Source organism: Bradyrhizobium diazoefficiens USDA 110 (assembly GCF_000011365.1).
In the GTDB taxonomy this organism is placed as follows: domain Bacteria; phylum Pseudomonadota; class Alphaproteobacteria; order Rhizobiales; family Xanthobacteraceae; genus Bradyrhizobium; species Bradyrhizobium diazoefficiens.
In genome coordinates this window covers 3485641-3497805 of the sequence record NC_004463.1, presented here as the reverse complement: position 1 = coordinate 3497805, position 12165 = coordinate 3485641, and the positions used below count along the sequence as shown (strand labels likewise).

The following is a 12165-nucleotide window of genomic DNA, read 5'->3' as shown; positions in this document are numbered from 1 at the left end:
GCCGATGCTGTCCAGCGACGGCGCCGGTGTTCCTTCAGCGGGAGTTCGGCATCACCCCGCCGAGCGCAACCGTCAGCTCACCGGCGACATCGCGCACAATTCGCCCGATTTCCGGCAGCCTGTCGTCGGTCAGACGGCTGGTCATGCCGGAGACGGAGATCGCCGCCAGCGGCTCGGCGCAGTCGTTGTAGACGACTGCGGCAATACAGCGCAGGCCCGTGCAGGCCTCTTCGTCATCGATCGCAAAGCCCTGCTTGCGGATCGTCGCGAGCTCCTTGAACAGGTCGCTCGGCCGCACGATCGATTTCTCGGTCAGGCGCGGCATGCCGTGATGGCGGATGACGGCGCCGACGTCCTCGTCGGAATAGGTTGCGAGCACCGCCTTGCCGACGCCCGACGTCACCATGGCGACGCGGCCGCCGACCTGGGTCAGCGAGCGCATGATCTCGCGGCTCTCCATGCGGGTCAGCACGATGATGAACTCATCGTCGACGACGGCGAGATTAGCGGTCTCGCGGGTGAGATCGCGCAGCTTGCGCAAATAGGGAATCGCCTGCGTGGAGAAATTACGCCGCCGGGCAAAGCTCGCGCCCACCGTGAAGCCGCGCACGCCGACATGCCATTTGGATTCGGCGCGGTCGAACTGCACGAAGCGGCGGCTTTCCAGCGTTGCCAGCAGGCGATGGACGGTGGAGGCCGACAGGCCGGTGCGCACGGCGAGATCGCTGAGGCGATAGCCCTCGTCGTCTTCGGCCAGCGTCTCGAGGATCGACAGCGCGCGGTCGACGGACTGCACGCCGCCGTCGCGTGCGTCATGGTCGGCCTCCGAAGGCGACCTGGGCTCGAGCGATTTGCGCCGGATCACGTTCTTGCTCATCGCGACCTGCCGCTTGTGCATCCGTCATTCCGGGATGGTGCGCCGGGACTGCGCGCAGCGCGGGCCTGGCGTACCAGACCCGGAATCTCGAGACCCGGGTTCGATGCTCCGGGCCACGCTTGCGCGGTCCCGTCGCATCGCCCCGGGATGACGTGTGAGATGAGGCTCAGAGCAGCCCTGCCCCGCGCGCCCACTTGTACTTGGCACCCAGGACCTCGACCGGCAGTTCGGTCGAATAGGCGTAGGCCGGGATGCCGTTCTGGTAGAGATATTCGGCGGCTTCCTCGACCTCGACGTCGCCGGCGAGCGAGGCCACGATCGGCTTCACGAAGCCCTTGGCCTCCATCTCCTTCTTCACCTCGACCATGTTGCGGGCGAACACCATCGGCGGGGTGACGATGGTGTGCCAGTAGCCGAGGATCAGCGAATGGATCCGCTCGTCCGACAGGCCGAGCTTCACGGTGTTGACGTAGGTGATCGGCGGCTCGCCACCGGTGATATCCACAGGATTTCCGGCGGCTCCAAACGGCGGGATGAACTTGCGGAAGGCCGCATCCAGATCCGGCGGCATCGACATCAGCGACAGGCCGTTGTCGACGCAGGAGTCCGACAGCAGCACGCCCGAGCCGCCCGCACCGGTGATGATCAGCACGTTCTCGCCCTTCGGCGTCGGCAGCACCGGCACGCCGCGGGCGAATTCGAGCAGCTGCCGCAAGCTGCGGGCGCGGATCACGCCGGACTGCGCCAGGACGTCCTCGTAGATCTTGTCATTACCGGCGAGCGCGCCGGTGTGCGAGGAGGCCGCCTTGGCGCCGGCCGAGGTGCGGCCGGCCTTGAGCACGACGACCGGCTTCTTCTTGGAGACGCGCTTGGCGGCTTCCGCGAAGGCACGGCCGTCCTTGAGGTCCTCGCAGTGCTGCGCGATCAGGTTGGTGTTGGGATCCTGCTCGAAGAAGGCGAGCAGATCGTCCTCGTCGATATCCGACTTGTTGCCGAGGCCGACGATCGCCGAGACGCCCATCTTGGCCGAGCGCGAGAAGCCGATGATGGCCATGCCGATGCCGCCCGACTGCGACGACAGCGCCGCGTGGCCCTTGACGTCGTAGGCGGTGCAGAAGGTCGCGCAGAGATTGGCCGGCGTATAGTAGAAGCCGTAGATGTTCGGCCCCATCAGGCGGATGTCGTACTTCTTGCCGACCTCGACGATCTCGGCCTGCAGCTCCGGCGCGCCGGCCTCGGCGAAGCCCGACGGGATCAGCACCGCACCCGGAATTTTCTTCTCGCCGCATTCGGTCAGCGCAGCAGCCACGAACTTCGCGGGAATCGCGAACACCGCCGTGTCGATCACACCCGGCACGTCCTTGACGCTCTTGTAGGCCTTGTAGCCGAGGATCTCGGTGGCCTTGGGATGGATCGGATAGATGTCGCCCTTGTAGCCGCCGTTGATGAGGTTCTTCATCACGGAGTTGCCGATCTTGCCGTCCTCGGCGGAGGCGCCGACCACGGCGACCGCCTTCGGCTGCATGATGCGGCTCATGGCAGCTACGATCTCTTCGGTCGGGCGCGGCTTCGGTTTGGGCACATAGGCGAAGTCGACGACGATGCGCACGTCGGCCGCAATCGCGCTCTTCGCCGTCGCGAACACCGGATTGAGGTCGAGCTCGACGATTTCAGGGAAATCGGTGACGAGCTGCGAGACCTTGACGATGACGTCGGCAAGCGCCGTGCGGTTCACGGGCTCGCCGCCGCGCACGCCCTTCAGGATCTCATGGGCCTGGATGCCGTCGAGCATCGAGAGCGCGTCTTCCTTGGTCGCGGGCGCGAGGCGGAAGGTGATGTCCTTCAGCACTTCGACCAGCACGCCGCCGAGGCCGAAGGCGACCAGCTTGCCGAACGAGCCGTCGGTGATCGAGCCGACGATGACCTCGGTGCCGCCGGCCAGCATCTGCTGCACCTGGACGCCCTCGATCTTGGCATCGGCCTTGTACTTCTTGGCGTTGCCGAGAATGGTCTCGTAGGCCTTCTCGGCATCCTCCGCCGTCTTGAGGCCGACGATGACGCCGCCGGCTTCGGTCTTATGGAGAATGTCCGGCGAGACGATCTTCATCACCACTGGGAAGCCCATCGAGGCGGCCATCTTGCCGGCCTCGCCTGCCGACCTTGCCACGCCCTCCTTCGGCACCGGAATGCCGTAGGCGTCGCAGACCAGCTTGCCTTCCGGCGCCGTCAGGCTCGTGCGGTTGTCCGCCTTGACCTGGTCGAGCACCTTGCGGACGGCATCTTTGGAATTGGACATGTGGCTTCTCCCTTGACCTGGTTCGTTCTTTGCAAAGCGCGCGTATTGCGGCTGCCCGTGATGCTTGCCATTCGCCGCGCTCTGTTCCATGCGGCGGAACGGAGTGGCATAAAGCCCGAGATTACTCCGCCCGCTTGGATCAAAAATGGCTGGCGATGGCATTTGGTATGCCAGAAGCCAATTTGTCAAGCTGCGGCGCCCCCTGGAACGCCGCAAAAAATAGGCAGCTTGACATTCTGGCATGTGGTATGCCAAAAACTTTCCCGTTAATAATCCTGTAAAAGACGACTCCCACTGGAGGAGATTCGTCGTGTCACTGCGGAAACCAACCAAGGCGTTGCCGAACATGGCCGAGGCAGATATCGCAATCGTTCGTATTGCCCCGGAGAGCAGCTTCAAGAACAAGGCGTATGACGCCTTGAAGGAAGCCATCCTCAAGATGGACATCTACTCGACGCCCGAGCCGGTGATGCTCGACGAGCGCGCGCTGTCCGAGCGCCTGGGTGTCAGCCGCACACCGATCCGCGAAGCGATCGCGATGCTCGAGCAGGACGGATTCGTGAAGACGGTTCCGCGCCGCGGCATCATGGTGGTGCGCCGGACCAAGAGCGAGATCGTCGACATGATCCGCGCCTGGGCGGCGCTGGAGAGCATGGCGGCCCGCCTCATCACCACCACCGCGCGCAAGAAGGACATCACGGCGCTGCGCGACTTCTTCAAGGACTTCGGCAAGGACCGCCTGCCCGAGGATCACGTCGAGGAATATTCGCGCGCCAACATCGCCTTCCACCAGGCGCTGATCTCGCTGTCGGAATCCCCCGTGCTGGTCGATCTCACCAACGACCTGCTGCTGCACGTGCGCGGCTACCGGCAGCTGACCATCGGACGCAAGGACCGCACCGCGACCTCGCTGCCCGAGCATCTCGGCATGATCGAAGCACTGGAAGCGCGCGACACCGAGCTCGCCGAGAAGCGCGCCCGCGACCACACCCTTGGCCTTGCCGCTTACGTCGAAGCGCACGGTCAGGAACTCTTTACCTAGCAACGTTCACCAGAAGGGCGAAACATTCGCCCCAGTATTGAGACCAGGGAGACAAGGCCCATGCTGAACACCGCGACCAAGTCCGAGGCACCGGGCACCGAGCAGGAATTGACGGATGGCTTCCATCTCGTCATCGACGCGCTCAAGCTGAACGGCATCAACACCATCTATAATGTGCCGGGCATCCCGATCACGGACTTGGGCCGCATGGCGCAGGCCGCAGGCATTCGCGTGATCTCCTTCCGCCACGAGCAGAACGCCGGCTATGCCGCGGGCATTGCCGGCTACCTCACCAAGAAGCCCGGCGTCTGCCTCACGGTCTCCGCGCCCGGCTTCCTCAACGGTCTCACCGCGCTCGCGCACGCGACCACCAACTGCTACCCGATGATCCTGGTCTCGGGCTCCTCGGAGCGCGAGATCGTCGACCTCCAGCAGGGCGACTACGAGGAAATGGACCAGCTCGCGATTGCGAAGCCGCTGTGCAAGGCGGCCTATCGTGTGCTGCACGCCCAGGACATCGGCATCGGCTTCGCCCGCGCCATCCGCGCCGCGGTCTCGGGCCGTCCGGGCGGCGTCTATCTCGACCTGCCGGCAAAGCTGTTCGGCCAGGTGATGAACGCCGAGGCCGGCCAGAAGTCGCTGGTCAAGGTGATCGACGCAGCACCCGCGCAGATCCCCTCGCCCGCGTCGGTCAAGCGCGCGCTCGACGTGCTCAAGAGCGCAAAGCGTCCGCTCATCATCCTCGGCAAGGGCGCGGCCTACGCGCAGGCCGATGAGGAGATCAAGAGCTTCGTCGAGAAGAGCGGCGTGCCGTTCCTGCCGATGAGCATGGCCAAGGGCCTCCTTCCCGACACGCATCCGCAGTGCGCCGGCGCGGCTCGCTCGACGGTACTGAAGGAATCCGACGTCGTCATGCTGATCGGCGCGCGGCTGAACTGGCTGCTCTCGCACGGCAAGGGCAAGAGCTGGGGCGAAGCGCCCAAGAGGTTCATCCAGGTCGATATCGAGCCGCGGGAAATGGACTCCAACGTCGAGATCGTCGCGCCCGTTGTCGGCGACATCGGCTCGGTCGTCTCCGCCTTCAATCAGGCGATGGCTTCGGGCTGGACCACCCCGCCCGCCGACTGGACCAAGGCGATCGTGTCCAAGCGCGAAGAGAACGTCGCCAAGATGGCGCCGAAGCTCATGAACAACAAGTCGCCGATGGACTATCACGGCGCGCTCGGCGTGCTGAAGAACGTCATCAAGGATCATCCCGAGGCGATCCTCGTCAACGAAGGCGCCAACACGCTCGACCTCGCCCGCGGCGTCATCGACATGTACAAGCCGCGCAAGCGTCTCGACGTCGGCACCTGGGGCGTGATGGGCATCGGCATGGGCCAGGCGATTGCGGCCGCGCTGGAGACCGGCCACCCCGTGCTCGCGGTGGAAGGCGACAGCGCATTCGGCTTCTCCGGCATGGAGGTCGAGACCATCTGCCGCTACAACCTCCCGATCTGCGTCGTCATCTTCAACAATGACGGCATCTATCGCGGCACCGACGTCAACAGCGTCAACGCGGATCCCGCGACGACCGTGTTCGTCAAGGGCGCGCGCTACGACAAGATGATGGAAGCCTTCGGCGGCGTCGGCGTGAATGCCACCTCGCCCGACGAGCTCAAGCGCGCCGTCAACGAGGCGATGGCTTCACGCAAGCCGACGCTCATCAACGCGGTGATCGATCCGGCCGCAGGCTCGGAGAGCGGCCGCATCGGCAATCTCAATCCGCAGAGCGTCCTGCAGAAGAAGAAGTAAGTCCTCCCCTTCAACCCATTACTCCCTGCGGGTGCAGGGGCAGACAGAGTATACGGAGCAATACGATGACCAAAGCGCTCACGGGCGTTCGCATTCTCGACTTCACCCACGTCCAGTCCGGACCGACCTGCACGCAGCTGCTCGCCTGGTTCGGCGCCGACGTGATCAAGGTTGAACGCCCGGGCGTGGGTGACATCACCCGCGGCCAGTTGCAGGACATCCCGAACGTGGACAGCCTGTATTTCACCATGCTGAACCACAATAAGCGTTCGATCACGCTCGACACCAAGAACCCCAAGGGCAAGGAAGTCCTCACCGAGCTGATCAAGAAGTGCGACGTGCTGGTCGAAAACTTCGGCCCCGGCGTGCTCGACCGCATGGGCTTCCCCTGGGAGAAGATCCAGCAGATCAACCCGAAGATGATCGTCGCCTCGATCAAGGGCTTTGGCCCCGGACCGTACGAGGACTGCAAGGTCTATGAGAACGTCGCGCAGTGCACCGGCGGCGCCGCCTCCACCACCGGCTTCCGCGACGGCCTGCCGCTCGTGACCGGCGCGCAGATCGGCGATTCCGGCACCGGCCTGCATCTGGCGCTCGGCATCGTCACCGCGCTCTATCAGCGCACGCATTCGGGCAAGGGCCAGCGCGTCACCGCTGCGATGCAGGACGGCGTGCTCAACCTCGCCCGCGTCAAACTGCGCGACCAGCAGCGCCTCGCCCACGGCCCGCTTAGGGAATACAGCCAGTTCGGCGAAGGCATTCCGTTCGGCGATGCCGTGCCGCGCGCTGGCAACGACTCGGGCGGCGGCCAGCCCGGCCGCATCCTGAAGTGCAAGGGCTGGGAGACCGATCCCAACGCCTACATCTACTTCATCACCCAGGCGCCGGTCTGGGAGAAGATCTGCGACGTGATCGGCGAGCCGACCTGGAAAACCGACCCGAACTACGCCAAGCCGGCGGCCCGCCTGCCGCGGCTGAACGAGATCTTCGCCCGCATCGAGCAGTGGACGATGACCAAGACCAAGTTCGAGGCGATGGAGATCCTCAACAAGGACGACATCCCCTGCGGCCCGATCCTGTCGATGAAGGAGATCGCCGAGGACCAGTCGCTGCGCGCGACCGGCACCGTGGTCGAGGTCGACCACCCGACCCGCGGCAAGTACATCTCGGTCGGCAACCCGATCAAGCTGTCGGATTCCCCGAGCGACGTGCAGCGCTCCCCGCTGCTCGGCGAGCACACCGACGAGATCCTGCGCTCCGTGCTCGGCTTCTCGGATCACCAGGTCGCCGACATCCACAAGTCCGGCGCGCTCGCCCCGCCGCAGAAGCAGGCCGCCGAGTAAGCGGTTCGACCAGAGACACGAAAGGCCGCCGATTTCGGCGGCCTTTTTGTTGGTGGCGAGAGGGACTGCATCCCGCAATCGGCACGCCTGCTGCGATGAACCAGCCGACACCGAATTGAGGATGGGTCCGGGGGAACAAATGCGGTGGCCGGCCGTTATTCTTTTGCCGGCGCGCTCCCGGAAATGCGAGCGAGCCGCCTCCACAGCGAGTGACCAGGCGCCTCGCAGAATACCTGCCCAACGCTGAAGAATTGTCCTCCTCGTCCCGAGGGTGACAAGTCGACCCATCTCAGCTTGCGAGCGGGAGGCGTCGCGTCCAGCACTTGCCGGGACCACGCCCGTTGATCAAACGAGGTCGATATGTTGAGACATCAATCCTCTGATCGCGCCAAGCGTGAAGCCAACAAGGCGTTCAAGCCCGCCAACACGCACAAGCCGATGAGCGACTATGCGAAGGACCAGCACGCCCTCAACGAGAACCGTGAGCGTCTGAAGGCGGAGCGATTGGCCCGCGAGACCAAGCCGAGTGACCGCTCCGAATAGGGAGCGGCTGAAGGGGCGCGTCACGTTCGGCGCGCGCTTGGCCTATAGCATCGAGAGCACGACGATCCCGTCTTCAAGTTCGCCGGACGCCAGCCGTATCCGCGCGATACGCTCGAACTCGGTCCGGTACTTCTGAAGATAGCTGAAGGCCTGTTTCTGCGTCTGAAACGTGGTGGCAAGCCGGCACATCTGACGACCCGCGCCAAGCGCGAGGAAAAAGGTGATTGTGCCGCCGCCATCCGGCTTGATCCTAGGCACGATCCGCACTCTTTGGCATGTGACCGGCCCCCTCGGAAATGATCGTCGGCGCTATCGAGCCCGACTAGAGCCTTTCCCGTTCCGATGGAATCGGAACGGGGCTCTAGATTCTTGTCTTGACGCGTTTTCCTGCCGCGAACCGGTATCCACTTCGCTCGAAAACGCTCTAGCGCGGCGATTTCCGCGCGCGCTTCTTCGGCACAGGCGCCGGCAACGACGCGCGAATATCCGCGTCGGCCGCTTCCTTGGCCTCCCGCAACTCGCGTAGCCGCGCCATGTTCTTGCGGAGTTCGGCGGACTGCCGTTCGGCATCCGCCATCGCGCGCGCGCCCTCTTCAGCCGCCAGGCGTTGGCGGTTGGAACGCGCGATGCCTGCGGGCGAAGGTTCTGCCGATTTCCTGGCGCTCATCTTCCACCCTAGTTGGCAACGGACAAAACCCGCTCAATCCAGGGATCGAGCGGGTCGCATGGCCGTTTCAGTACATCCGTGAAACGGCACTGGAGAGCTTAGGCCAGCGAGAGATTCTCAGCGCTGACCTTGCCCCGCATCTTGTCGGTCTTGGCCTCGAAGTTGACCTTCTGGCCCTCGGCGAGACCCGAAAGACCAGCCCGCTCGACCGCGCTGACGTGAACGAACACGTCGTTGCCGCCGTCGTCGGGCTGAATGAATCCAAAGCCCTTCTGGCCGTTAAACCACTTCACTGTACCTGTCGGCATTGTTCTTCTCCAAAGCGCGCATGCGCGTAACCCGCGTGACGCTCACGCAGAATCGATTCAATTCGTCGATGTCTCTGGAAAAAGGAGCCCGCGGGCGCATTCAACAAGGCACAGCGGCTGAACGAATGGCGATAGGCTATACCCCATCACGGTCAGTTACAAGGCTTGGGCCGGATTTAATTGCGCGCCCGCGCCGGCGGAACGGTTGAAGCTCGCGACACTTCCCGGCGAACAACGTGTCTTAGTAGACATACACGCCACGGATTTGTGGGTATGCTTCCTCATCACCGCCCGGCCCGTGGCTTCTACCGGTGATGAGAACGCCAGTTGCGCTCCCGCCCCCATCCGAACAAGGGGAGCATTGTCATGGAACGGCGTCGCTTCAAACAAAGTCAAACTCTGAAACAGCGGCTCGTCAATGAGGTCGGCCGTCTGCGCGACGAGGCCCGCTTACTCCCTCCCGGCCGGCGCCGCTAGATGCTGCTGCGAAGGGTGCGGCAGGACGAGACGGCCATCCAGATCGACGCGTGGCTCAGCTCTCCGGGCCTGAGGGCGCCGACGTAACGCAGCGATATCGGGGTTTCGCGGGATAGAGCTGGTCAATTCGCCGCTATGAAAAGCCGCCCGGTCGAATCCTGCCGGAACGTCAGTGCATATGCGTAGGCAGAATTGCGGCAACGCCGCAGGATATCGCCGCAGTGTGGAACATACGGCCAGCCCGGGATGTCCTGTCGGGTCAACGACGTCTTGCTCGTCCTCGTATCATGAACGGGCAACAGACGTTGATGTCGCGCCCGCCAATGCAAGAGGATGAATGAACATGCCCAGCACGGTCCGCCTGCACCGCGTTCTCACGACCAGCCCCGAGAAAGTCTATCGCGCCTTCCTCGAGGCCGATGCGCTGGCAAAATGGCTTCCGCCGAACGGCTTCACCTGCACCGTGCATCATTTCGAGCCGAAGGTCGGGGGCACGTTCAAGATGTCGTTCCGGAACTTCACAACGGGCAACAGCCACGCCTTCGGTGGCGAGTATCTCGAGCTCGTCCCCGGCGAACGTCTCCGCTACACTGACAAGTTCGACGACCCCAATCTGCCCGGCGAAATTCAGGTGACCGTGCTGCTGAAGAAAGTCTCGGTCGGCACCGAGGTGGACATCACGCAGGCCGGCATCCCGGACCTCATCCCGCCGGAAGCCTGTTATCTCGGCTGGCAGGAATCGCTACGGAATCTCGCGAAGCTCGTCGAGCCCGACATCAAGCAATAGCAATGACTGGGTGGGGAGCTTCCTTGCGGCCGATCCTTCGAGACGCCCGCTTTGGCGGGCTCCTCAGGATGAGGTCGTGCTTCGCGGCGAAGTCTTAGTCCCTCATGGTGAGGAGCGCCGCCTCACGGCGCGTCTCGAACCATGAAGGCCGAGAGGGTGCCCTACCCGCCCGCCTTCGGCGCCAGCCCACCGTCTGCGGTCCAGCGATGGGGATCTGGACTGTGTCCGATCAGCGCGAGGCCGTAGGCGATCGACTCGAACTGGTCGCCCGACATCAGCCGCTCGTTGCCGAACCGGTCGGCGAACAGCTTTCGGACGGCGGGGACGAACGATGTGCCGCCGGTCAGAAACACCTTCTCCACCTCGCGCGCGGTGATGCGGGCTTCGCCCAGCACCTTGTCGACGGTCGCCCCCAGCCTGGCGATATCGTCGGCAATCCAGGATTCAAAGTTCTTCCGGGTGATGGTCGAGCCAATGTCGACCCCGCCGCCCTTAAAGCGGAAGTCCACCTGATCCTGCGCCGACAGCGCGACCTTGGCGTTCGACACCGCGCGGTACAGCGAAAAGCCGAGGTCGAGATCGACGATGGTGATGAAATCCTCGAGCAGCTCCGGCTTCAGCGCGCTACGCGCAAGCTCGCGGAGCTCGCGCAGATCGCCGTTGCTCTTCATCATCGCGAGCTGATGCCAGCGCGCGAGGTTGGTGTAGTGACCGCTGGGGACCGGGAGCACCTTGTCGAACGAGCGGAAGCTGGAGCCTTTGCCCAGCCGCGGCGAGACGACGTGATCGACGATGCGGTAATCGAACGTGTCGCCCGCAATGCCGATGCCGGCATGACCGAGCGGCTCGGCGCGCAAGGCGCCGCCTTTGCGCGAGAAGCGCATCACGGAGAAGTCGCTGGTACCGCCGCCGAAATCCGCGACCAATACGGTGGCATCGCGCTCCAGGCGGCGGGCGAAGGAGAACGCGGCGCCCACGGGCTCGTAGACATAGCGCGCGTGGCCGGCGCCCAGGCGCTCGAACGCGGCCCGGTAGCGCTGCATCGCCAGCGCCTCGTCGGGATTGCCGCCGGCGAAGCGCACGGGACGGCCGACCGTGATCGTTGACGTCTCGAAGCCGAACCGGTCGCCGCCATGGCGCGCCAGCGTGCGCAGGAACGCCGCCAGAATATCCTCGAACTTGTAGCGCTGCCGGAACACCTGGGTGGTGTTGAAGCTGCTGCTCGCGGCGAAGGTCTTGAACGACTGGAGGAAGCGGTAGACGTGGCGTCCTTCGAGAAACTGCTCGATCGCCCACGGGCCGCCCTCGGCCTGGGCGCCGGCTCCCGGCCGGTCCTCCCAGAAGCACAGGGCCGACACATAGACGCTGTGGCGCTGTCCGCCGTGATCGAAGCGGATGGCCTCGACCCGGCGGTCGTCCGCCGCGAGGGCAATGACCGTATTGCTGGTCCCAAAATCGATGCCGATCGAGACGGCGGGCGAGGCGCTCGACATGAACCACTCTGACAGATGATTGGAAGGGGGCAGACCACTAGCGGCTTTGACTTGCCGTGCCAAGACCCGGCCCGCGGCTTGCCCCCGCCGGAATTCGTGCCCGTAGGGCGACCGTTTAAGCCAGTTGCGGCGGCAAACTGGGCATTTCGGAGCCGGCAGCTCGTTTCGACCGCCCTTCCAGCAATTTTAGGCCCGGTACGGCCCCTTTAACGGAGCATTATGCTGCAATGCGGGATGATGCATGCTGCTATGCAATGGCATGCATGGACATTGGCATCTGGTATACATAGATTGCCTTTCGAAATGAGACAGCGCTACTGACCGTCTCAAGAAAGGAATTCCGATGTCCAAGACCGCTTCCGTCGCTCTCGCCCCCTCCTCCACCCTGTTCGCGCGTTTCATGGCCGCGGTCGACCGCTTCCTGATGGCCAGCGCCGAGATCTCGAATCACAACGGCGACCTGCCGCGTTTCGGCCTGTAAGCGCGCGCTTCCTGCGCCGCGGGAGCCGCACGCCGGTTTCACAGGTGTCGACATGCT

Annotated in this window: 12 protein-coding genes and 1 pseudogene; 7 read left to right on the top strand and 6 right to left on the bottom strand. The window is 64.2% G+C overall.

Translation table 11 applies throughout. The annotated features are described in order from the left end of the window. Positions 1-34: 34 nt before the first annotated feature. Both BJA_RS15685 and BJA_RS15680 read right to left on the bottom strand, forming a co-directional pair. On the bottom strand, positions 35-877 hold the full coding sequence (locus BJA_RS15685) for an IclR family transcriptional regulator (RefSeq protein WP_038966068.1): 843 nt from the start codon (positions 875-877) through the stop codon (positions 35-37). 166 nt (positions 878-1043) lie between these two features. Next, positions 1044-3173, bottom strand: a complete 2130-nt coding sequence (locus BJA_RS15680; RefSeq protein WP_038966065.1) for an acetate--CoA ligase family protein — start codon at positions 3171-3173, stop codon at positions 1044-1046. Positions 3174-3519: 346 nt separating this feature from the next. Between BJA_RS15680 and BJA_RS15675 the strand changes: the two genes are divergently transcribed. The 4 genes from BJA_RS15675 (at position 3520) to BJA_RS15660 (ending at position 7895) form a co-directional block, all read left to right on the top strand. Beyond that, positions 3520-4215 carry a GntR family transcriptional regulator gene (locus BJA_RS15675; RefSeq protein ID WP_161537124.1) on the top strand — a complete coding sequence of 232 codons (696 nt, stop codon included), beginning with the start codon at positions 3520-3522 and terminating at the stop codon, positions 4213-4215. A gap of 60 nt (positions 4216-4275) precedes the next feature. Beyond that, entirely contained in the window at positions 4276-6009 is a 1734-nt protein-coding gene (gene oxc / locus BJA_RS15670; protein WP_011085941.1) for an oxalyl-CoA decarboxylase, read from the top strand. Positions 6010-6074: 65 nt separating this feature from the next. Continuing rightward, complete coding sequence (gene frc, locus BJA_RS15665) at positions 6075-7352, top strand: formyl-CoA transferase (RefSeq protein WP_011085940.1); 1278 nt, start codon at positions 6075-6077, stop codon at positions 7350-7352. 360 nt (positions 7353-7712) lie between these two features. Next, positions 7713-7895, top strand: a complete 183-nt coding sequence (locus BJA_RS15660; RefSeq protein ID WP_028172216.1) for a hypothetical protein — start codon at positions 7713-7715, stop codon at positions 7893-7895. 42 nt (positions 7896-7937) lie between these two features. Here the strand turns inward: BJA_RS15660 and BJA_RS15655 are convergent, their stop codons facing one another. From BJA_RS15655 to BJA_RS15645, 3 genes are all read right to left on the bottom strand, one after another. Continuing rightward, a complete protein-coding gene (locus BJA_RS15655; RefSeq protein ID WP_011085939.1) occupies positions 7938-8162 on the bottom strand; it encodes a hypothetical protein in 225 nt (74 codons plus the stop codon). A gap of 157 nt (positions 8163-8319) precedes the next feature. Beyond that, positions 8320-8562, bottom strand: coding sequence for a hypothetical protein (locus BJA_RS15650; RefSeq protein ID WP_027546334.1), 243 nt, complete (start codon positions 8560-8562; stop codon positions 8320-8322). Positions 8563-8660: 98 nt separating this feature from the next. After that, entirely contained in the window at positions 8661-8870 is a 210-nt protein-coding gene (locus tag BJA_RS15645; RefSeq protein ID WP_011085938.1) for a cold-shock protein, read from the bottom strand. A gap of 366 nt (positions 8871-9236) precedes the next feature. On the opposite strand from BJA_RS15645, the pseudogene BJA_RS43055 reads away from it, so the two are divergent. Both BJA_RS43055 and BJA_RS15640 read left to right on the top strand, forming a co-directional pair. Then, a pseudogene (locus tag BJA_RS43055) lies at positions 9237-9434 on the top strand (hypothetical protein). 256 nt (positions 9435-9690) lie between these two features. After that, positions 9691-10134: an SRPBCC family protein gene (locus BJA_RS15640; RefSeq protein ID WP_038965703.1), complete on the top strand. Its 444-nt coding sequence runs from the start codon at positions 9691-9693 to the stop codon at positions 10132-10134. Between the two features lie 161 nt (positions 10135-10295). On the opposite strand, the gene BJA_RS15635 is transcribed toward BJA_RS15640, so the two are convergent. Then, entirely contained in the window at positions 10296-11627 is a 1332-nt protein-coding gene (locus tag BJA_RS15635) for an Hsp70 family protein (protein ID WP_011085936.1), read from the bottom strand. Positions 11628-11970: 343 nt separating this feature from the next. Between BJA_RS15635 and BJA_RS42270 the strand changes: the two genes are divergently transcribed. After that, the gene (locus BJA_RS42270) at positions 11971-12108 is read left to right on the top strand and encodes a hypothetical protein (protein WP_165448147.1); all 138 of its coding nucleotides are present in this window, start codon (positions 11971-11973) and stop codon (positions 12106-12108) included. The last annotated feature ends 57 nt before the right edge of the window (positions 12109-12165 follow it).